This window comes from Bacteroides sp. 1001302B_160321_D4 (assembly GCF_015667765.1).
In the GTDB taxonomy this organism is placed as follows: domain Bacteria; phylum Bacteroidota; class Bacteroidia; order Bacteroidales; family Bacteroidaceae; genus Bacteroides; species Bacteroides xylanisolvens.
Window position 1 is genome coordinate 1 of record NZ_JADPLO010000084.1, and the last position, 20,611, is coordinate 20,611.

Sequence of the window (20,611 nt, forward strand, 5' to 3'; positions counted from 1 at the left end):
GCATCATTTAGAGGAGTAGTGGATATGAGCTTCTTCCTTTTTAGGCTAGCAAAGGTATATGCATGAAGGGAATTGACTAAACTTAATCCCCCAAGAATTACAACTGAGCCGGAATAGTGGCTTTCTCCTCTAAATAAAGAATAAAGCAAGTATCCTGAGAAACATGATTGACTAGGGTAAAGTAATCAAGGATTCCTGAAGGCAAGAACAAGCTTAAAGAAGCAACAGGATCAATCGTTTGGGAAGAGGATGTTTTCATGATGCAAAAATAAGAATTTTAACGCAATCCCCCAAGGTTTCAGACTGAGCCGGATTCTCCATTTGCTAACGTTTTCCACTTGTAGCACACTACGTTGATTGCTGCACTCATAAAATTTTTGGTTGACTTCTTGGTTGACTTCAACCGCATAGTTTCGTGCAGATTCAGCACCCTCTAAAAACAAAAATCAGATAGAAATCTTGCGATAACTATCTGATTTTCAGAAGAGCGGAAGACGGGGCTCAAACCCGCGACCCTCAGCTTGGAAGGCTAATGCTCTATCAACTGAGCTACTTCCGCAATTTTTGTGGGCAAAGATGGATTCGAACCACCGAAGTCGAAAGACAGCAGATTTACAGTCTGCCCCATTTGGCCACTCTGGTATTTGCCCTTTTTTGCTTTTGAGGAGGTTTGTTTCTCAATTGCGGTGCAAAGATACAACTATTTATTTAAACTCCAAACAAAATCGATCATTTTTATTGCAGTAATTGCACATTCGTCTCCTTTGTTACCCAGTTTGCCACCGGCACGATCCTCTGCTTGCTCCATTGTATTTGTGGTAATTAATCCGTAAATAACTGGTATATCGCCAGTTGCGTTTAATTCGGTAATTCCCTGGGTTGCTCCCATACAAACATAATCAAAATGTGGAGTATCTCCTTTAATTACGCAACCAATTGCAATAATTGCATCAAGATCGCAATTTTCCATCATTTGATTGGCGCCAAAAGTTAGTTCGAAACTTCCCGGTACAGTTTTTACCAGAATATTTTCGTCTTTTGCTCCATGTTTTTTTAATGTATCGACTGCGCCTTTCAGTAAAGCACCGGTAATATTGAAGTTCCATTCGGATACGACAATGCCAAATTTCATTGCTTCTGCATTCGGAACGGAATTGAAATCATATTCGGATAAGTTATGGTAAGCTGTTGCCATAGTAAATTAAAAGTTGAGAATTATAAAATGAAGTTTGAAAGTATGGGAAATTAAGAAGAAAGGCACGGATTTCACGGATTCCACGGTTTTAATAGATAATCCGCTTAATCCGGTGTAATCCGTGCCTCGATCTCCTTATATAATAAGGTATTATTTTTTCATCAATTTAGCCTGTTCGATATATTTGTCGATGTCCATAGCTTGATAAGACTGGAAGTATTTATCCTTGATCTTAGTGTAAGCGTTTACTGCATCGTCATATTTTCCTTGTTTTACCAAGATTTCTCCGGCTTGTATCAGGAAAATCGGGCTTAATGTGTTATTGTCAGCTTTGTCTGCTGCCGACAGTAAAGTAGAGGCAGCTTTGTCCAGTTGACCAAGTTGTGCATAGCAGTTACCTGCAGCACCCAAGATTGCCGGAGCAACCATTTGGTCTTTTCCATTGAAGCTATCCAGCATCTTCACTGCTTCTTCATATTTGCCAAGTTGTGCGTAGCAAATACCAGCATAAGCTTTTGCCAAATTAGCAGCTTTTGTTCCGCTGTACTCATCAGCTACTTTCAGGAAACCTGTGTAACCGATGCTGTCACCGTTTAAAGCCTGTTCAAAAGCATCCTGTTCAAAGTATTCCTGTCCTTTGAAAAGAGCTGCTTGTGCTTTTTCTTCACGTGGTTCAGCATAGAGGTTTTTGTACATGATAAAACCTGCTACAATAATAATCACAGCAACAACACCGCCAATAATTGCGTTTTTGTACTTGATAAGAAATGCTTCCGATTGTGTCAGTGCATCTTCTACGTTCAGATGTTCGTTCTGGTTCTTTTGTTCTGCCATTTTATATGATTCTTTTTGTTATTATTCACAGTTTGATATTTCGACTCGCAAAAGTAGTTTTTTTATATCTACAAATGAAATTTAGAAGCATCTTTTTTTGTTTTACACCCGAAAACCACGAAAATCTTGCTACTTTTGTGAACAAATTAACGTGTGCACAATGATACTGAAACGAATATCTATATTAAATTATAAGAATCTGGAAGAGGTGGAGCTGGGATTCTCTGCCAAACTGAATTGTTTTTTTGGACTGAATGGGATGGGGAAGACGAATCTGCTGGATGCAGTGTATTTCTTATCCTTCTGTAAAAGTTCCGGCAATCCGATTGATTCGCAGAATATTCGTCATGAACAAGACTTCTTTGTCATCCAGGGTTTCTATGAAGCGGAGGACGGAACTCCTGAAGAGATTTATTGTGGAATGAAACGCCGTTCGAAGAAACAATTTAAACGGAATAAGAAAGAATATAGTCGTTTCTCGGATCACATCGGCTTCCTTCCTTTGGTGATGGTTTCACCTGCCGATTCTGAATTGATAGCCGGAGGGAGTGATGAACGTCGCCGGTTTATGGATGTAGTGATTTCGCAGTATGATAAAGAATATCTTGAAGCACTGATACGGTATAATAAAGCATTGGTGCAGCGTAATTCATTGCTGAAGAGTGAGTTTCCGGTGGAGGAGGAATTGTTTCTTGTATGGGAGGAAATGATGTCTCAAGCCGGTGAAATCGTTTTCCGGAAGCGTGAAGCGTTTATCCGGGAGTTTATTCCTATTTTCCAATCTTTCTATTCTTTTATTTCTCAGGATAAAGAGGCTGTGGGATTATCTTATGAGTCTCATGCACGGGATGCTTCTTTGTTGGAAGTGTTGAAGCAGAGCAGGGAGCGGGATAAGATAATGGGGTTCTCTTTGCGGGGGATTCATAAGGATGAGTTAAATATGCTGTTGGGCGAATTTCCGATAAAGAAAGAAGGCTCGCAGGGACAGAATAAGACATATCTGGTGGCGTTAAAACTGGCACAGTTTGATTTCTTGAAACGTACGGGCAGAACTGTTCCTTTATTATTATTAGATGATATTTTTGATAAACTGGATGCTTCCCGCGTAGAGCAAATAGTGAAGTTAGTGGGCGGAGACAATTTCGGGCAGATATTTATAACGGATACGAACCGGGGGCATCTGGACCGTATTTTACATAAGGTAGGTAGTGATTATAAGATATTTCGTGTAGAAGAGGGTACAATTCAAGAAATGGAGGCTGACGATGAAGCGCAATGATGCCGAACAAATAGGAAAACTGATTCAACAGTTTCTTCGTCAGGAGAGTTTGGAGTCTCCGCTGAACGAACAAAGACTGTTGGATGCCTGGCCTCAAGTCTTAGGACCGGCGGCGGCTTATACCAGCAATCTTTATATTCGTAATCAGACATTGTATGTGCATCTTACTTCTGCTGCTCTCCGGCAGGAGTTGATGATGGGGCGTGAAGTATTGGTGCGCACACTCAATCAGAGAGTCGGTGCTATGGTTATTACAAACATTATTTTTCGTTGAGGAAAGGGATTCTGTCTATAACCTTTATACCCAGCTTGCGAAGTGTTTCGGTTGCACGGCTGTAATAAAAAGGATTTTCCAGATATTGATTATTGTGAGCATCTACACCGATGATAGCGGTGCAACCTTCATGGGCGGCTACTTTCCAGAAATCCGGGTAAGGAATGGTGATGATTCCATGAATGTCATTATACTCTTCATAACCAAGATTATATTCCAACGGTAGGTTTAACCGTGCTGCTGTTCGGCAGATATGTCTGCTGACCAGTTTGCAATGATGATCGAATTCCGGGTAGGAACGCATGAATAAATCCGGATGGGCAAGGTAGGCAAACAGTCCGCTTTCCATCCCTTCAATAGCACTCTCTTCGTAGAGCTCGAGCATGTCTACCGAATCTGTATTCCGGCCGAAATAGGGAAACTTCTCATCTGTATGAAAATGGTGATTTCCGAAAATGATGTAATCCAGCTTATATTCTTTGATGATTCCTTTTAACCAGTGTATATATTCAGGAAAGTATTCACATTCCAATCCTATTTTTATACTGATTTGATTCTTGTATTTTTCTTGTAGCGAACGGAGGCTTTCCACATACCCCGGCAACTCTTCAGGGAGCATGCGGATGTCGGAGATATAATTGGTGTGGTATTTCCACGGAGTGTGGTCTGAAAAGCCTATTTCTTGATAGCCGCCTTTGATGGCACTTAAAACAAATTCTTCGTCACTCCCTGTCGCATGATGGCAGCGGGTGGTATGGGTGTGATAATTCGTCTTCATTGATTGTTATAATTATATCCATGCGGACGTCGAATGATTCCGCAGGAACTTCTTCTACTAATTGAAATGGGAAACAAATCCCAGCTTTGTAAGCTGTTGGTATGCGTGGCAAGAGGCGGTCGTAGTATCCTTTTCCTCGTCCCAAACGATTACCTTTTGCGTCGAAAGCGACCCCGGGAACGACGATGAAGTCGATGGCTGCATAGTCTGTGAATGCTTCCCCGGTTGGTTCTTCTATGCCATAGACACCACAGATTGACATATTTTCAGGCCCGGTATATACCCGAAGCTCTAAATCATCGCCTACCACTACGGGGAGCAAGATTCGTTTCTTATTGCTCCATTTTTGGATAAACTCATGTGTGTCTACTTCATCATTTAGCGAATGGTATAGTAGTACGGTATTGGCCGCCCTGAAAGCCGGGTGGGCTTCAAGGGCGGTCAGTATGTTAGCTGATTGCAGCTTTCGCATAGTCGAATCCGCGTGTTGGGTCTTCAGTAATGCTATACGCTTGCGCAGTTCTTTTTTTCTTTCCATCTTTTTTGTCCTTCGTCACTTCTTCCTCTTCAACGGCTACCGGAGCTTTGGGGAAAGCTTCTCCTTTTTCGAGTATCTCAATGCCTTTAATGACGGTAGCATCTGTCTTGTTAAAATATTGAAGATAAGCTTCCAGTCCAAGCATATTGTAGATGATGTTACCAAAGAGGTTCTTTTCCAAAAGTTTGTATGACTTCTGAATGAGGATATTTCTTCTTTTCACTCCTTTGCTGTCGGCAAAACGGACAAACTGTTCTACCAATCCCTGATGACGAAGATAATTCAGCAATTCTTCCTCTGTTTCATATTGGCTAAGTTTCTTCCGGTTATTGTCGGTGTACTGGAATGTGAATTGAATAGTCAGTCCCCGGTTGATAACAGTAGAAAGATAAGAGGTGACTCCCGTTGTATCTTGCGGTACGAATATATCCGGCATGATACCACCACCGCCATAAACAGTACGTCCCAGGCTGGTGTTATAGCGTTCGCTCTCATTCTGCTTGATACTGTCGCGTGAGAAGAATTCCCCATGTTCGTAACGGGTATATAAATCCAGTTCGTAGTTACGATCTTTACCGCTTTCGTATGGGCGTTGGATACAACGTCCGGATGGAGTGTAGTAGCGGGCGATTGTCAGGCGGATAGCCGAACCATCACTGAAATCGATCGGTTGTTGCACAAGCCCCTTACCAAAGGAACGGCGTCCTACAACTGTACCCCGGTCGTTATCCTGAATAGCTCCGGTGAAGATTTCACTGGCAGAAGCAGAACCTTCGTCAATCAATACGACGAGTGGCATTTTCTGACAGCTACCTGTACCGTTGGCGAATTCTTCTGCACGTGGATATTTACGGCCTTGAGTGTATACGATTAATTTGCCTTCGGGCAGGAATTCATTCACCATGCGGATGGCAGCTTCCATATATCCTCCGGTGTTACCGCGGAGGTCAATGATTAGACCTTTGCATTTTTTATGGTTGAGTTGTGCCAGTGCATTCAACAATTCTACATGGCTGGTACGTCCGAATTTGCTGACTTTCACGTAACCTATGTCATCGTTTAGCATATAAGCTGCATCAACGGTATTTTGAGGAATGTCTCCACGGGTAATGTTGAAATGCAATAAGTCTTTTTCTCCTGTTCGTTTGATACCTAATTTCACTTGTGAACCTTTCGGGCCTTTCAGAGTGCGCATAGCCCGTTCGTTGGTTACTTTCTTACCAACAAACAAACTGTCGTCCACGGTAACAATACGGTCGCCCGCCATCAATCCTATCTTTTCAGAAGGGCCACCCTGAACGACTGCATTCACATGAATGGTGTCATTCTGTATAGTAAACTGGATACCGATCCCGCTAAAGCTACCTTCCAGTTCCGAGTTGACTTCTTCGAGATTTTGGGCAGGGATATAAGTTGAATGTGGATCTAATTCGGCCAGAATCTGCGGCATGGCTTTTTCCACTAAATCGGCCATGTTTACGGTGTCGACATATTGATCGTCTACAATGCGTAACAATGCGTTTAGCTTATTGGAGGAACCGTTGATGATACCCAAACGGTTGCCGGCAAAATGCTTGGCATAAAATGTACCGATAAGAATCCCGACTACCACGCTGACTGCTATGATGACAGGTGTAAAACGTGAAGAGTTTTTTGTACTCATGTCTATTCCTTTTTTAAAACGTTCGTCTTCTTATTTATTCGGAGAGGAATGGTTATCTAATTCTGTGTAGATAACTTCGATTCCCGCCCGTTTTAATAACTCAATTCCATCTTCCAGGCGGTAATGTTCGGAGTAAACTACCCGTTTGATCCCTGCCTGTATGATTAACTTCGCACATTCGATGCAAGGAGAGGCGGTGACGTACATGGTAGCACCGTCGCTACTGTTGTTTGAACGTGCTATTTTGGTAATGGCATTTGCTTCCGCATGCAGGACGTATGGTTTTGTCAGATTGTTTTCATCTTCACATACATTCTCAAAACCGGAAGGCGTTCCGTTATATCCGTCGGAGATAATCATTTTATCTTTAACAATTAAAGCTCCTACTTTACGGCGTTGGCAATAGGAATTTTCAGCCCATATACTGGCCATGCGTATATAACGTTTGTCAAGTTCTAATTGTTTCTTTTCAGTGTCCATGTTGTTTACTATTTATTACTAACTACCCGGAAAACCATACGGAAAGTTTGTTTACCGGATGCCGGTTTGTATAAAAGGTATAAGTTATTACTATCTCCTTCGTAAGATGTAGCAGCATTAAGCCCCTCTATAAAATTTCTGGCGAGTTGGTCGTTACCATAATTACCTGCAGTGGTAACAGTAGCTTTAAAGCTGTTGTTTTTGGCATTGGCACTCCATTTCCCTTCAAAAGTACTGGTTGCAATGACAGTTCCTTTTATATTTCCGTTCATAACATCTCCATCTACTGTACCATCAAATACGATATTGTATGTACCATTCTTATTAAGCTCTTTGATACTTGCTTTTTCTTGTTCCTCATTCTCCCAAAAGCCAAACATCTCATGACCTCCATCCACAGTGATATAATTTAGTTTCCACGTTTTTCCTGTAAAGATAGCGGCTACATCGTCCGAATCATTACACCCTGAAAATAAAGGAAGCAATAGTAATAATCCTACTATTTTATAGATATTCTTCTTCATACGGTTATGTTTAATACTTAATACCTTATACTTAATACTTATTTCTTTATTCCATTTCTGATTAATAAAGCATCAATACTTGGTTCCTGTCCGCGGAAACGTTTATAAAGTACCATTGGATGTTCCGTTCCTCCTTTCGACAAGATATTATTGCGGAACGAGTCTGCAACTTCCTGATTGAATATTCCTTTTTGCTTGAACAATGAGAAAGCATCGGCATCCAGTACTTCCGCCCATTTATAACTATAGTATCCGGCGGCATATCCACCAGCAAAGATATGGGAAAACTGCGTACTCATGCAAGCTTCTGGTACAATCGGCAATATTTGTGCATCCTTCCAGGCTTCCTGTTCATAAGCTTTCACGTCTCCTTCAAAAGGAGTGTTGCGAGTATACCACGCCATATCGAGTAAACCGAAACTTAGTTGTCGCAGACAAGCATAGGCAATATTAAAATTAGAAGCATCTACAAGACGTTTTATTAATTCATCCGGTAAAACTTCTCCTGTCTGATAATGACGGGCAAATGTATTGAGGAAATCTTTCTCTATGGCGAAGTTCTCCATAATCTGCGAAGGAAGCTCCACAAAGTCCCAATATACATTGGTTCCGCTTAAACTTCTGTAAGTGGAATTGGCAAACATACCATGCAGGCTATGTCCGAACTCATGCAAGAATGTTTCTACTTCATTGAATGTTAATAAAGCAGGCTTATTCTCGGTTGGCTTGGTAAAGTTCATCACAACGGATACATGCGGACGGCTGTTTTCGCCAGTCTTTTTATCTATCCATTGGTCTTTGTAACTTGTCATCCAAGCTCCGGCGCGCTTACCTAAACGCGGGTGGAAGTCAGTATATAAGACGGCTAAGAATTTTCCGTCTTTATCAAACACTTCAAAGGCTTCCACTTCTTTATGGTAAACCGGAATTTCTGTATTTTTCCGGAAAGTAATTCCATATAACTTTTCAGCTAGTCCAAACACTCCTTTCTTCACTTGTTCCAATTCGAAGTAAGGACGGAGCATTTCTTCATTGATATTGAATTTTTTGTCTTTCAGTTTGTTTGAATAATAACTCCAGTCCCAAGGCATTACAACGAAATCATCTCCCTGCTCTTCGCGGGCCAGTTCTTGGATTTCTTTGTATTCTTGTTGTGCGGTAGGAGCGTATGCTTCCAACAGTTGGTTGAGCAGTTTGTATACAGACTCACTGTTTTCAGCCATTCTTTTCTTTAGCGTATATTCCGCATAATCTTTGTATCCCAATAGCTGGGCTATTTTCATACGTGTATTAGCTATATTTTTTACGATATCGATATTATTGAATTCGTTATCGTGCGTACATTTTGTATTGTAAGCCATATACAATTTCTGGCGTAAATCACGGTTGTCGGAATACGTCATGAAAGGAACGTAGCTTGGAGCATGAAGCGTGAACGCCCATCCTTCTTTTTCTTCGCTCTTGGCTGTTTCAGCAGCAGCTTCTATGATAATTTCGGGTAATCCGGCGAGACTTTCCTTTTTTGTCAATAGCATCTGATAGGCATTTGTCTCTTTCAGGTTGTTTTCACTGAAAGTAAGCGTCAGTTTACTCAACTCGTTAGTCAGGCGGCGGTACTCTTCCCGCGCTTCTCCTTCCAAATTGGCACCATGACGAACAAAACTGTTGTATGCATTTTCCAGTAACTGTTTTTGTTCCTGTGTCAGTTGCAAAGTCTCTTTTTGGTTATACACTTCTTTCACACGTGCGAATAACTTTTCATTCAGTGTGATATTATTGCTGTGTTCACTAAGCAACGGCATAATCTTTTGAGCGAGTTCTTGCAGATCGTCATTCGTTTCTGCGCTCAACATATTACCGAAGACGGCAACTACTTTATCCAGTAATTCCCCTGATGCTTCGAAAGCTTCTATCGTATTGCTAAAATCAGCCTTTTCCGGATTCTGTATGATAGCCTCTATTTCAGCATTTTGCAGCTTGATTCCTTCGAGGATAGCAGGCTCATAATGTTCAGTTTCAATCCGGTCGAACGGCACGGTTCCGTGCGGCGTATGGTATTGCCCGTAGAAAGGATTCTGGGCGTTTGTTATATTGCTCATAGTGCAAACTAGTATCAATGTTATTAATAATCTCTCCATAGAAGTACAAAGCTACTAAAATTGTCGCTTATTCAACGGATAACACGTTGCTTTTTAACAATATATAAAATGAAATGTATAAAAAAACCGCTACGGTTTCCCGCAGCGGTTTTCTATATGGTTCAAGCTTCTAATTAAGCGTTAACTGATGCCATGTGAGCGATCAAGTCAAGAACTTTGTTAGAGTAACCGATTTCGTTGTCATACCAAGATACAACTTTAACGAAAGTATCAGTCAAAGCGATACCTGCTTTAGCGTCGAAGATAGAAGTACGAGCGTCACCTAAGAAGTCAGAAGAAACTACTGCATCTTCAGTGTAACCCAGGATACCTTTCAATTCGCCTTCAGAAGCTTCTTTCATTGCAGCGCAGATTTCAGCGTAAGTAGCCGGTTTAGCCAAGTTAACTGTCAAGTCAACTACAGATACGTCCAAAGTCGGAACACGCATAGACATACCAGTCAATTTGCCGTTCAATGCAGGGATTACTTTACCTACAGCTTTAGCAGCACCAGTAGAAGAAGGGATGATGTTGCCAGAAGCAGCACGACCACCTCTCCAGTCTTTCATAGAAGGACCGTCAACTGTTTTCTGAGTAGCAGTTGTAGAGTGAACTGTAGTCATCAAACCGTCAAGGATACCGAACTTGTCGTTCAATACTTTAGCGATAGGAGCCAAACAGTTAGTAGTACAAGAAGCGTTAGATACAAATTGAGTACCTTTTACGTATGTCTTTTCGTTTACACCGCAAACGAACATCGGAGTGTCATCTTTAGAAGGAGCTGACATTACAACATATTTTGCACCAGCTTCGATGTGAGCCTGAGCTTTGTCTTTGCTCAAGAACAAACCTGTAGATTCAACAACGTATTCTGCACCTACTTCGTTCCATTTCAAGTCAGCCGGATTTCTTTCAGCTGTGATACGGATAGCTTGACCGTTAACGATCAATTTGCTGTTTTCAACATCTGCTTCGATAGTACCGTCGAATTGACCGTGCATTGTATCATACTTCAGCATGTAAGCCAAGTAATCAACCGGGCAAAGGTCATTGATACCTACGATTTGAATATCGTTTCTTGTCATTGCAGCGCGGAAAACGAAACGTCCGATACGTCCGAATCCATTAATACCTACTTTAATCATTTTGTTTAAACTTTTAAGGGTTTTATAATATTTGTTCAAATATCTCTCTACCTCCGCACTTGTTTTATTTTCAAATGCGGTGCAAAATTACAAAAATGTTTTTATATTCGCGCATTAAATTCACATTAAATATTGAAAAAAGATGGGAAAGAGTACATTTTTACAGGACTTTAAGGCGTTTGCCATGAAAGGTAACGTCATAGACATGGCTGTCGGTGTTGTTATTGGTGGTGCGTTTGGAAAAATCGTATCATCATTGGTTGCTAATGTTATTATGCCTCCGATTGGTTTACTGGTTGGCGGTGTGAACTTTACGGATTTGAAATGGGTGATGAAAGCGGCAGAGATCGGTGCTGACGGTAAGGAGATAGCTCCGGCTGTGACATTGGATTATGGCCAGTTTCTGCAGGCCACCTTTGATTTTCTGATTATCGCTTTTGCTATATTTTTATTTATACGTTTGATTACGAAACTGACAACTAAAAAACAGGCAGAAGTAGCGGCTGCTCCTCCAACTCCTCCTGCGCCAACGAAAGAAGAAGTTTTGTTGACGGAGATACGTGATTTGCTGAAAGAAAAAAATAATTGATTCTAATTAAAATGAAGGAGATTTCAGGTGTAAACTTGTGAATCTCCTTTATTTTTCTCTTCATTATTAATATAGATTGCGTACTTTTTTCTACTTTTGCAACTCAATTTATTCAAAATCCAACCATTGATATGCAGGAAAAAATAATAATTCTTGATTTCGGTTCGCAGACAACACAGCTTATAGGCCGCCGTGTACGTGAATTGGATACGTATTGTGAAATCGTTCCTTATAACAAGTTTCCTAAAGAAGACCCGACTATTAAAGGAGTCATTCTCTCCGGAAGCCCTTTTTCGGTTTACGATAAAGATGCTTTCAAAGTAGATTTGAGTGAAATTCGTGGTAAATATCCGATATTGGGTATTTGTTATGGTGCACAGTATCTGTCATACACCAATGGCGGGAAAGTGGAACCGGCCGGAACGCGTGAGTATGGACGTGCTCATTTGGCTTCTTTCTGCAAAGATAATGTACTGTTTAAAGGAGTGCGTGAGGAGTCGCAGGTGTGGATGAGTCATGGAGATACGATTACTGCTATTCCTGATAATTTCAAGAAAATAGCTTCAACAGATAAAGTAGAGATTGCTGCTTATCAGATAGAAGGGGAGCAGGTATGGGGTGTTCAGTTCCATCCGGAAGTATTCCATAGTGAAGACGGAACTCAAATCCTGAAGAACTTTGTGGTAGATGTTTGCGGCTGCAAGCAAGACTGGTCGCCGGCTTCTTTTATTGAGAGCACGGTTGCCGAACTGAAAGATCAGTTGGGTGATGATAAGGTCGTTCTCGGTTTGAGTGGCGGAGTCGATTCGTCGGTTGCGGCAGTGCTGCTGAATAAAGCTATCGGTAAGAACTTGACTTGTATTTTTGTAGATCATGGTATGCTGCGTAAGAATGAGTTCAAGAATGTGATGAAAGACTACGAATGTCTTGGTTTGAATGTGATTGGCGTTGATGCCAGCGAAAAGTTCTTTACGGAACTGGCTGGTGTGGCCGAACCGGAAGCTAAACGTAAGATTATAGGTAAGGGGTTCATCGATGTGTTCGATGTAGAAGCTCATAAGATCAAAGACGTGAAATGGCTGGCCCAAGGTACAATCTATCCGGATTGTATCGAGTCATTGTCTATCACGGGTACAGTGATAAAGAGCCATCATAATGTAGGTGGACTTCCTGAAAAGATGAATCTGAAATTATGTGAGCCACTTCGTTTGTTGTTTAAGGATGAAGTTCGTCGGGTAGGTCGTGAGTTGGGTATGCCGGAACATCTGATTACCCGCCATCCGTTCCCGGGACCGGGGCTGGCAGTGCGTATTCTGGGTGATATTACTCCTGAAAAAGTACGTATCCTGCAGGATGCTGACGATATTTTTATTCAGGGATTGCGTGACTGGGGATTGTATGATAAAGTATGGCAGGCAGGAGTTATCTTGTTGCCAGTACAGTCTGTAGGCGTGATGGGAGATGAACGTACGTACGAAAGAGCAGTTGCTTTACGTGCTGTGACATCTACAGATGCCATGACAGCCGACTGGGCGCATCTGCCTTATGAATTTATGGGTAAGGTATCGAATGATATTATTAATAAGGTGAAGGGAGTGAACCGTGTAACCTATGATATCAGTTCTAAACCACCAGCAACCATTGAGTGGGAATAATAACACTTTATAATCTAAAAATAGCCTCAATAGGAATTCCTGTTGAGGCTATTTTTATGATGAATAGGTCTTTTTATAATGAGCCAGTCCGTATCTATTCGCTTACCAGCTTCTGTGCATCCGGAATAAGAATCTCTTTCCGACGTAATTCTAATAATCCTTTGTCTTGTAGCTCATTGAGCGCTTTTGAAGTATTCAGCCGGGTGTCATCTAAGTAGCGGGCAAGATCGTCCATCTTCATTTTGAATATCTTTTCTCCCTGAATCTTTTCACAATGCAACAGAAAAAAGCGAATGATTTTCTCTGTTAAATCCTGTGTCGGCTCTTCCCATAAGCGGGAGTAAAGATTTTGTGCCCGGTTACTTACGATATTCATATAGTTGAGCCGGAATATTTCATATTTGAACAGATCGCTAAGTACAAATGCTTTGCTGATACTGACAGTATGCGCTTCTGTATGTGCCACATAAGCAGAAGTGTAATGGGTGTTCATGCCAAACAGCGACTGTGGTTCCAGCAGGTAAGGTGCTTCCATCTGTTCAATGACGGTGTATATATTTTCTTTGGAATTTGTGACGATAGAAACCTCGCCTTTTAACAGGAAGCAGAGTTGTTTACACGGACTACCACTCTCAATGATAGTTTCTCCCACTTTATGCTTGATAAAGTGTAGCTTGACCTTATCCAGAATACTTGTGAAATCTTCATGACAAAGACCTTGAAATAAAGGCAATTGGAGCAAAGTGTCGAACATTGTTTCCATATGTTGTAATCTCTTGTTAATCGTACAAATTTACTCATAATACAACACGGCTGTCAATATCTGACCCTTCTTTTTGTTTTTTTTATTGTTTGAATGTATAAAAATAGAGTATATTTGCAGAAAAAAAGGAGGAAATTATGTTTGCAGGCTTCAATTGGCAACAGATGGTTAGTGCGTTTATCGTACTTTTTGCCGTGATAGACATTATCGGCTCTATACCTATTATAATTAACCTGAAAGAAAAGGGGAAAGATGTGAATGCAATGAAAGCTACCGTCATCTCTTTTGTTTTGCTGATCGGATTTTTCTATGCGGGAGATATGATGCTGAAACTCTTCCATGTAGATATCGAATCGTTTGCAGTTGCCGGTGCGTTTGTTATCTTCCTCATGTCTTTGGAGATGATTTTGGATATTGAGATTTTCAAAAATCAGGGTCCTATCAAAGAAGCTACTTTGGTGCCGCTTGTCTTTCCTTTGTTGGCAGGTGCCGGAGCTTTTACTACTTTGCTTTCTCTTCGGGCGGAATATGCCAGTATCAATATCATTATAGCTTTAGTATTGAACATGATCTGGGTTTACTTTGTAGTGAGTATGACTGGTCGTGTAGAACGTTTCTTGGGAAAAGGTGGTATCTATATTATTCGTAAGTTTTTTGGTATCATCTTATTGGCTATTTCTGTAAGGTTGTTTACGGCCAATATAACGTTATTGATTGAAGCGTTGCATCGGTCTTGATCTGGCTTAATCCTTCTTGTTAAATTGAAAACTATTGTATCGGTTGTGCCATCGTGTTGGCACAACTGTGACATGCCTCTGTCACAAGCGTGCCACTTCGATGGCACAAGTCTGCCAATATGGGTGACATGAGTTGGCATTTATAGCGTTTCTTCTTCTGCTGCTGCAGTTGTTGCTTCTTCTTCTGTATTTTCTTCCTCTTCTGTTTCATCTGCAAAAGGTTCCGGCCGTTGCGGTCCGTGATTTACGAAAACGAAAGCGCAGAGCGTTCCCATAATTCCTCCGCTAAGATGTCCTTCCCACGACATATTGGTAGGGGAGAAATAAGGAAACATATGCCATATAATTCCTCCATATAAAAAGGTGACAAGTAAAGAGATGGCAATGAGTGGAACATATTTGCGGAGAATACCACTGAAAAAGAGAAAGAAGGCAAAGCCATAGATCAGTCCGCTGGCACCGATGTGCCATCCCGGTTTTCCGATCAGGAAAGTAAGTAGTCCGCTTCCGAGCCAAATGAGAATAAAAATTTTACCGGCTATTCCCCGGTAAAAGTAAAAAAGACACCATGACAAGAAGAATAAAGGGATTGTATTTGCTAATAGATGACTGAACCCGCTGTGTATCAGCGGATGGGTTAAAATGCCGGTCAGTCCCCGTTTCTCCATAGGATATACCCCCAAGCGAGAGAAGTCCCAGTCCATCCCGACTTCCATAATCTTGAGTATATAGAGAATAAAAATAAGGAACAAAGGCTTTGCTGCAGCCAGCATGATACGCTGAATATCTTGCTTCATGACATTCTTTTCTTTAGATATTTTACGCAATACTACGAATATTTGCACAAAATCTGAAAATAAAAAGCCTTTTTATTTTTGTTTTTATCTATAATTTGTACATTTGGGCGTTATACCTATTGTATATGCTGCTACAGCCAATATATACGGTATGTAACAATAAATAGATATACGATATAATGACCAATAATTAACCTTTAATAATGCACAACTATGAGTTATTTACGATTTGACAAGACCCTCATGACGAATCTGGAAGAATCTCTTCAGAGAGAAATCCTCCGGACGAACAAAGCAGGAGCTTATCATTGTACGACGATTGTTGATTGTAACACACGCAAATATCACGGCCTGTTGGTAATTCCAGTTCCCAATCTCGACGATGAAAATCATGTGCTGCTATCTTCTCTTGATGAAACGGTAATTCAACACGGTGCGGAGTTTAACTTGGGGTTGCACAAATATCAGGGAAACAACTTTAGTCCTAACGGACACAAGTATATCCGTGAGTTTGACTGTGAACATATCCCGGCAACAACTTACCGTGTCGGAGGTGTAATCCTCCGCAAAGAAAAAATCTTTGTACATCATGAAAATAGAATCCTGATTCGTTATACTTTACTTGATGCGCATTCGGCTACAACCCTGCGCTTCCGGCCGTTCCTTGCTTTCAGAAGTGTACGTGAGTACACTCACGAAAACCCACAGGCAAGCCGCGAGTATCAACTGGTGGAAAATGGTATTAAGACCTGTATGTATCCCGGTTATCCGGAACTTTATATGCAGTTGAATAAAAAGTGTGAGTTTCATTTCATGCCCGACTGGTATCGGGGGATTGAATATCCGAAAGAACAGGAACGTGGGTATGACTTCAATGAAGACCTTTATGTTCCCGGCTATTTCGAAGTGGATATAAAGAAAGGAGAGAGTATTGTATTCTCTGCCGGAACTTCAGAAGTAACTCCTCGTAGACTGAAACAAACATTTGAGGCTGAAGTAGCTGATCGTACCCCACGTGATAGCTTTTACCACTGTCTGAAAAATTCCGCTCATCAGTTCCATAACCAACAGGAAGACGAACATTATATTCTTGCCGGTTATCCGTGGTTTAAATGCCGTGCTCGTGATATGTTTATCGCCTTGCCTGGACTGACGCTTGCGCTTGATGAGATCGACCAGTTTGAGGATGTGATGAAAACGGCGGAAAAGGCGATTCGTAATTTTATTAATGAAGAACCTGTAGGATACAAGATTTATGAAATGGAGCATCCTGACGTTTTGCTTTGGGCTGTCTGGGCTATGCAGCAATATGCCAAAGAGACTTCCCGCGAACAATGCCGTCAGAAATATGGAGAGCTTCTGAAAGATATTATGGAGTTTATCCGTCAGCGAAGACATGAGAATCTTTTCTTGCATGACAATGGATTACTTTTTGCCAATGGTACGGATAAGGCGATTACATGGATGAATTCTACTGTGAACGGGCATCCGGTGATTCCTCGTACTGGATATATTGTTGAATTTAATGCCTTATGGTATAATGCACTGCGTTTTATCGCTGATCTGGTGCGTGAAGGTGGTGATGTGTACTTGGCAGATGAACTTGATGCACAGGCAGAAGTGACAGGAAAATCTTTTGTCGAGGTATTCCGTAATGAATATGGTTATTTGCTTGATTATGTAGACGGTAATATGATGGACTGGAGTGTACGTCCTAATATGATATTTACCGTAGCGTTTGATTATTCTCCTTTGGATCGTGCGCAAAAGAAACAGGTGCTCGATATTGTGACCAAAGAGCTGCTCACTCCGAAAGGAATTCGTTCGTTGAGTCCGAAGAGCGGTGGATATAATCCGAACTATGTAGGTCCGCAGATACAACGGGATTATGCTTATCATCAGGGAACTGCTTGGCCTTGGTTGATGGGATTCTATCTGGAAGCTTATCTTCGAATTTATAAGATGAGCGGGTTGTCATTCGTTGAACGTCAGCTGATTAGTTATGATGATGAGATGACAAGCCACTGCGTTGGTTCCATTCCCGAGTTGTTTGATGGGAACCCGCCTTTCAAAGGACGTGGCGCAGTATCGTTCGCGATGAATGTAGCAGAAATACTGCGTGTCTTAAAGCTACTGTCTAAGTATTATTAAAAAAGGAGGAACGAAGATGAAAGTTTTAATGTTTGGATGGGAATTCCCTCCCAAAATATATGGTGGTCTTGCGGTTGCTTCTTATGGAATAACTAAAGGATTGAGTCTGCAAGGTGATATGGAGACGATTTTCTGTATGCCTAAACCTAGCGGCGAAGAAGAGAAGTTCTTGAAAATAATCGGTATGAATCAAGTACCCATCGTGTGGCGTGATGTCCACTATGACTACTTGAAATCACGTTTGTTGGAAATGACACCGGAAGAATATTACTCTTTCCGCGACCATATCTATGCCGATTTTTCTTATATGCATGTAAATGATTTGGGATGTATGGAATTTGCAGGTGGTTATCCCGGGAACTTGCACGAAGAAATTAATAATTTCTCGATCATTGCCGGAGTAGTAGCCCGTCAGCAGGAGTTTGATATCATTCATGCGCATGACTGGCTGACTTACCCTGCCGGAGTACATGCCAAAATGGTTAGCGGAAAGCCGCTTTGCATCCATGTGCATGCTACGGATTTTGACCGTTCTCGTGGCAAAGTCAATCCTACTGTTTATTCGATTGAGAAGAATGGTATGGATCATGCCGATTGTATCATGTGCGTATCCGAGCTAACTCGTCGCACTGTTATTAACGAGTATCATCAGGACCCCAGAAAGGTATTTGCAATGCATAATGCTGTTTATCCATTGTCGCAGGAACTGCTGGATATTCCGCGTCCCGATCACTCAAAAGAAAAGGTGGTCACTTTCCTCGGACGTATTACAATGCAGAAAGGACCGGAATATTTTGTAGAAGCTGCTGCGCTTGTATTGCAGCGTACTCGTAATATTCGTTTTGTAATGGCGGGGTCGGGCGATATGTTGAATGCCATGATTAACTTGGTTGCTGAGCGTGGTATTGCCGATCGATTCCACTTCCCGGGCTTCATGAAAGGCAGACAGGTATATGAGGTTTATAAGAACAGTGATGTATTTGTCATGCCGTCCGTCTCTGAACCTTTCGGTATCGCTCCGCTGGAAGCTATGCAGTGTGGAACACCTTCCATTATTTCTAAGCAGTCTGGATGTGGCGAGATTCTTGATAAGGTGATAAAAACGGACTATTGGGATATTCATGCGATGGCTGACGCTATCCATTCTCTGTGTACCAATCCGTCTCTTTTCGAATATCTCAAAGAAGAGGGAAAGAAGGAAGTAGATGGGATTACGTGGGAAAAAGTCGGCTTGAGAATCCGTGCTCTCTACGAGTCTGTGTTAAGAAACTATGGTAAATAACAAAACAATAAATAAAAATGAGAACTATCTGTCTTTATTTTGAAATACATCAAATTATCCATTTGAAACGTTATCGTTTCTTCGATATTGGTAATGACCATTATTATTATGATGATTATGCCAACGAAACGGGTATGAATGAGGTCGCTGAACGTTCGTATATTCCTGCTCTCAATACATTGATTGAGATGGCGAAAAACTCGGGGGGGGCTTTTAAAGTAGCGCTTTCTATCTCGGGAGTAGCCTTGGAACAATTGGAAATTCATGCTCCGGCAGTCATTGATTTATTGCACCAGTTGAATGAAACTGGGTGTTGCGAGTTCTTATGTGAGCCTTATTCTCATGGCTTGTCTTCACTGGCCAATGAGGATTGCTTCCGTGAAGAAGTACTTCGTCAACGTGATAAGATGAAACAGATGTTTGGTAAAGAGCCGAAAGTGTTCCGCAATTCTAGTCTGATTTATTCTGATGAAATTGGTGGATTGGTAGCTTCTATGGGCTTCAAGGGGATGTTGACGGAAGGTGCTAAACATGTGTTGGGATGGAAGAGCCCGCATTATGTTTATCACTGTAATCAGGCTCCAAGTCTTAAGCTCTTGTTGCGGGATTTCAAACTCTCTGACGACATCAGTTTGCGTTTCTCTAATTCGGAGTGGGCGGAATATCCTTTGTTTGCTGATAAGTATATTAATTGGATCGATGCATTGCCACAAGAAGAACAAGTCATCAATATCTTCATGGAATTGAGTGCACTTGGTATGGCTCAACCGTTATCTTCTAATATTCTTGAATTCATGAAGGCACTGCCGGAATGTGCAAAAGCTAAGGGAATCACGTTCTCTACGCCGACGGAAATCGTAACGAAGCTGAAATCAGTGTCGCAGCTTGATGTTGCCTATCCGATGTCATGGGTGGATGAAGAAAGAGATACTAGTTGTTGGCTGGGTAATGTCATGCAACGTGAGGCTTTCAATAAACTGTATAGTGTAGCCGAACGTGTTCATTTATGTGATGATCGTCGTATTAAGCAGGATTGGGATTACTTGCAGGCCAGCAATAACTTCCGTTTTATGACAACGAAGAACAATGGTATGTGGTTGAACCGTGGTATCTATGATTCTCCTTATGATGCTTTCACCAACTATATGAATATTTTGGGTGACTTTATCAAACGGGTAGATGCATTATATCCTGCCGATGTAGACAGTGAAGAACTAAATTCTTTGTTGACTACCATTAAGAATCAGGGGGATGAGATTACTGAATTGGAAAAGGTATTGGCTAAATTACAGGCAAAAGTAGAAGCGGCAAAGAAAACGGCGGTCAAAAAGGCTACTAATGCTAAAGAGCCGGTAGTGAAAGAGGCCCCTGCTACTAAATCAAAACCTGCTGCAAAGAAAGCTGAAGTAAAGAAAGCAACAGCCGAGTCGAAGAAGTCTACGGGGAAAGCTAAAAAGGCTGCTGTTAAGTAAGAAGTATAAGAATCTATTATATGGAACCGTGAGTGAGATAAAATCAAACTCACGGTTTTTATTATGGATTAAGTTAAGATCTTTGTAGGAGAATATACTTTTGTAAGATAGTAATAACGCTATCCGATAGAAATAGTGACGCTATATGGTGACGATACCGTTAATATCCTAAGCATATACCGTCACTATTTCTTCTATATTAATCAGGAATCTTAGGCTTATTTATAACTATAACGTACGCTAGCAAAGATTGCTGTTTGAGCGGTTTTATTATGGAATTATTTTATCTGACTTCTCTATAAATATATTATAAAGCA

19 protein-coding genes and 2 tRNA genes are annotated in these 20,611 nt (G+C 41.3%); 8 read left to right on the forward strand and 13 right to left on the reverse strand.

What is annotated here, in order from left to right; all coding sequences use genetic code 11:
* Positions 1–486 precede the first annotated feature (486 nt).
* From KFO40_RS22960 to KFO40_RS22975, 4 genes are all read right to left on the reverse strand, one after another.
* Positions 487–559: transfer RNA gene (locus KFO40_RS22960), tRNA-Gly, on the reverse strand.
* A gap of 8 nt (positions 560–567) precedes the next feature.
* Positions 568–650, reverse strand: a tRNA-Tyr gene (locus KFO40_RS22965).
* Between the two features lie 50 nt (positions 651–700).
* Entirely contained in the window at positions 701–1,195 is a 495-nt protein-coding gene (gene ribH, locus KFO40_RS22970; RefSeq protein WP_004301766.1) for a 6,7-dimethyl-8-ribityllumazine synthase, read from the reverse strand.
* A 150-nt stretch (positions 1,196–1,345) separates the two neighbouring features.
* The gene (locus KFO40_RS22975) at positions 1,346–2,029 is read right to left on the reverse strand and encodes a tetratricopeptide repeat protein (protein WP_004316163.1); all 684 of its coding nucleotides are present in this window, start codon (positions 2,027–2,029) and stop codon (positions 1,346–1,348) included.
* Between the two features lie 160 nt (positions 2,030–2,189).
* On the opposite strand from KFO40_RS22975, the gene recF reads away from it, so the two are divergent.
* Positions 2,190–3,308 (forward strand): DNA replication/repair protein RecF, encoded by a 1,119-nt coding sequence (gene recF, locus KFO40_RS22980; protein WP_008020853.1) that lies wholly within the window; start codon positions 2,190–2,192, stop codon positions 3,306–3,308.
* Positions 3,295–3,582, forward strand: a complete 288-nt coding sequence (locus KFO40_RS22985) for a DUF721 domain-containing protein (protein WP_004316165.1) — start codon at positions 3,295–3,297, stop codon at positions 3,580–3,582. Before recF ends, KFO40_RS22985 begins: the two co-directional genes overlap by 14 nt.
* Here KFO40_RS22985 and KFO40_RS22990 read toward each other — a convergent pair.
* From KFO40_RS22990 to gap, 7 genes are all read right to left on the reverse strand, one after another.
* Positions 3,569–4,360, reverse strand: coding sequence for a histidinol-phosphatase (locus KFO40_RS22990; protein WP_128859403.1), 792 nt, complete (start codon positions 4,358–4,360; stop codon positions 3,569–3,571). The genes KFO40_RS22985 and KFO40_RS22990 overlap by 14 nt on opposite strands.
* Positions 4,305–4,832 carry a 5-formyltetrahydrofolate cyclo-ligase gene (locus tag KFO40_RS22995; protein ID WP_049701978.1) on the reverse strand — a complete coding sequence of 176 codons (528 nt, stop codon included), beginning with the start codon at positions 4,830–4,832 and terminating at the stop codon, positions 4,305–4,307. Before KFO40_RS22995 ends, KFO40_RS22990 begins: the two co-directional genes overlap by 56 nt.
* Positions 4,810–6,561, reverse strand: coding sequence for a S41 family peptidase (locus KFO40_RS23000; protein WP_008020856.1), 1,752 nt, complete (start codon positions 6,559–6,561; stop codon positions 4,810–4,812). The genes KFO40_RS22995 and KFO40_RS23000 overlap by 23 nt, the downstream gene beginning before the upstream one ends.
* A 30-nt stretch (positions 6,562–6,591) precedes the next feature.
* Entirely contained in the window at positions 6,592–7,041 is a 450-nt protein-coding gene (locus KFO40_RS23005; protein ID WP_008020857.1) for a dCMP deaminase family protein, read from the reverse strand.
* Between the two features lie 8 nt (positions 7,042–7,049).
* Positions 7,050–7,565 (reverse strand): DUF4847 family protein, encoded by a 516-nt coding sequence (locus KFO40_RS23010; protein WP_087318520.1) that lies wholly within the window; start codon positions 7,563–7,565, stop codon positions 7,050–7,052.
* A gap of 38 nt (positions 7,566–7,603) precedes the next feature.
* A complete protein-coding gene (locus tag KFO40_RS23015; protein ID WP_055235844.1) occupies positions 7,604–9,664 on the reverse strand; it encodes a M3 family metallopeptidase in 2,061 nt (686 codons plus the stop codon).
* A gap of 173 nt (positions 9,665–9,837) precedes the next feature.
* Positions 9,838–10,848, reverse strand: coding sequence for a type I glyceraldehyde-3-phosphate dehydrogenase (gap, locus tag KFO40_RS23020; RefSeq protein ID WP_004316172.1), 1,011 nt, complete (start codon positions 10,846–10,848; stop codon positions 9,838–9,840).
* Between the two features lie 142 nt (positions 10,849–10,990).
* Between gap and mscL the strand changes: the two genes are divergently transcribed.
* Both mscL and guaA read left to right on the forward strand, forming a co-directional pair.
* Positions 10,991–11,437 (forward strand): large-conductance mechanosensitive channel protein MscL, encoded by a 447-nt coding sequence (mscL, locus tag KFO40_RS23025; RefSeq protein ID WP_004316173.1) that lies wholly within the window; start codon positions 10,991–10,993, stop codon positions 11,435–11,437.
* 131 nt (positions 11,438–11,568) lie between these two features.
* The gene (gene guaA / locus KFO40_RS23030) at positions 11,569–13,092 is read left to right on the forward strand and encodes a glutamine-hydrolyzing GMP synthase (protein ID WP_008020864.1); all 1,524 of its coding nucleotides are present in this window, start codon (positions 11,569–11,571) and stop codon (positions 13,090–13,092) included.
* A 94-nt stretch (positions 13,093–13,186) separates the two neighbouring features.
* On the opposite strand, the gene KFO40_RS23035 is transcribed toward guaA, so the two are convergent.
* Positions 13,187–13,855, reverse strand: coding sequence for a Crp/Fnr family transcriptional regulator (locus KFO40_RS23035; protein ID WP_004316175.1), 669 nt, complete (start codon positions 13,853–13,855; stop codon positions 13,187–13,189).
* Positions 13,856–13,992: 137 nt separating this feature from the next.
* Between KFO40_RS23035 and KFO40_RS23040 the strand changes: the two genes are divergently transcribed.
* Positions 13,993–14,592: a MarC family protein gene (locus KFO40_RS23040; protein WP_117683296.1), complete on the forward strand. Its 600-nt coding sequence runs from the start codon at positions 13,993–13,995 to the stop codon at positions 14,590–14,592.
* 140 nt (positions 14,593–14,732) lie between these two features.
* Here the strand turns inward: KFO40_RS23040 and KFO40_RS23045 are convergent, their stop codons facing one another.
* Entirely contained in the window at positions 14,733–15,389 is a 657-nt protein-coding gene (locus tag KFO40_RS23045; protein WP_087318523.1) for a rhomboid family intramembrane serine protease, read from the reverse strand.
* 213 nt (positions 15,390–15,602) lie between these two features.
* Between KFO40_RS23045 and KFO40_RS23050 the strand changes: the two genes are divergently transcribed.
* From KFO40_RS23050 to KFO40_RS23060, 3 genes are read left to right on the forward strand one after another with little or no spacing between them, the layout of a single operon-like run.
* Positions 15,603–17,540, forward strand: coding sequence for a glycogen debranching enzyme N-terminal domain-containing protein (locus KFO40_RS23050; protein WP_008019777.1), 1,938 nt, complete (start codon positions 15,603–15,605; stop codon positions 17,538–17,540).
* Between the two features lie 16 nt (positions 17,541–17,556).
* Positions 17,557–18,822 carry a glycosyltransferase family 4 protein gene (locus tag KFO40_RS23055; protein WP_004316709.1) on the forward strand — a complete coding sequence of 422 codons (1,266 nt, stop codon included), beginning with the start codon at positions 17,557–17,559 and terminating at the stop codon, positions 18,820–18,822.
* Between the two features lie 17 nt (positions 18,823–18,839).
* On the forward strand, positions 18,840–20,294 hold the full coding sequence (locus KFO40_RS23060) for a glycoside hydrolase family 57 protein (RefSeq protein WP_211146841.1): 1,455 nt from the start codon (positions 18,840–18,842) through the stop codon (positions 20,292–20,294).
* Positions 20,295–20,611 lie beyond the last annotated feature (317 nt).

Coding starts and splice junctions, on each gene's coding strand:
- KFO40_RS23045 (WP_087318523.1), bottom strand. CDS start 15,389: ATGAAGCAAGATATTCAGCGTATCATGCTGGCTGCAGCAAAGCCTTTG.
- KFO40_RS23055 (WP_004316709.1), top strand. CDS start 17,557: ATGAAAGTTTTAATGTTTGGATGGGAATTCCCTCCCAAAATATATGGT.
- KFO40_RS23000 (WP_008020856.1), bottom strand. CDS start 6,561: ATGAGTACAAAAAACTCTTCACGTTTTACACCTGTCATCATAGCAGTC.
- KFO40_RS23010 (WP_087318520.1), bottom strand. CDS start 7,565: ATGAAGAAGAATATCTATAAAATAGTAGGATTATTACTATTGCTTCCT.
- KFO40_RS22995 (WP_049701978.1), bottom strand. CDS start 4,832: ATGCGAAAGCTGCAATCAGCTAACATACTGACCGCCCTTGAAGCCCAC.
- gap (WP_004316172.1), bottom strand. CDS start 10,848: ATGATTAAAGTAGGTATTAATGGATTCGGACGTATCGGACGTTTCGTT.
- KFO40_RS22990 (WP_128859403.1), bottom strand. CDS start 4,360: ATGAAGACGAATTATCACACCCATACCACCCGCTGCCATCATGCGACA.
- KFO40_RS23015 (WP_055235844.1), bottom strand. CDS start 9,664: ATGAGCAATATAACAAACGCCCAGAATCCTTTCTACGGGCAATACCAT.
- KFO40_RS22985 (WP_004316165.1), top strand. CDS start 3,295: ATGAAGCGCAATGATGCCGAACAAATAGGAAAACTGATTCAACAGTTT.
- KFO40_RS23035 (WP_004316175.1), bottom strand. CDS start 13,855: ATGGAAACAATGTTCGACACTTTGCTCCAATTGCCTTTATTTCAAGGT.
- mscL (WP_004316173.1), top strand. CDS start 10,991: ATGGGAAAGAGTACATTTTTACAGGACTTTAAGGCGTTTGCCATGAAA.
- KFO40_RS23050 (WP_008019777.1), top strand. CDS start 15,603: ATGAGTTATTTACGATTTGACAAGACCCTCATGACGAATCTGGAAGAA.
- KFO40_RS22975 (WP_004316163.1), bottom strand. CDS start 2,029: ATGGCAGAACAAAAGAACCAGAACGAACATCTGAACGTAGAAGATGCA.
- KFO40_RS23040 (WP_117683296.1), top strand. CDS start 13,993: ATGTTTGCAGGCTTCAATTGGCAACAGATGGTTAGTGCGTTTATCGTA.
- guaA (WP_008020864.1), top strand. CDS start 11,569: ATGCAGGAAAAAATAATAATTCTTGATTTCGGTTCGCAGACAACACAG.
- KFO40_RS23060 (WP_211146841.1), top strand. CDS start 18,840: ATGAGAACTATCTGTCTTTATTTTGAAATACATCAAATTATCCATTTG.
- ribH (WP_004301766.1), bottom strand. CDS start 1,195: ATGGCAACAGCTTACCATAACTTATCCGAATATGATTTCAATTCCGTT.
- recF (WP_008020853.1), top strand. CDS start 2,190: ATGATACTGAAACGAATATCTATATTAAATTATAAGAATCTGGAAGAG.
- KFO40_RS23005 (WP_008020857.1), bottom strand. CDS start 7,041: ATGGACACTGAAAAGAAACAATTAGAACTTGACAAACGTTATATACGC.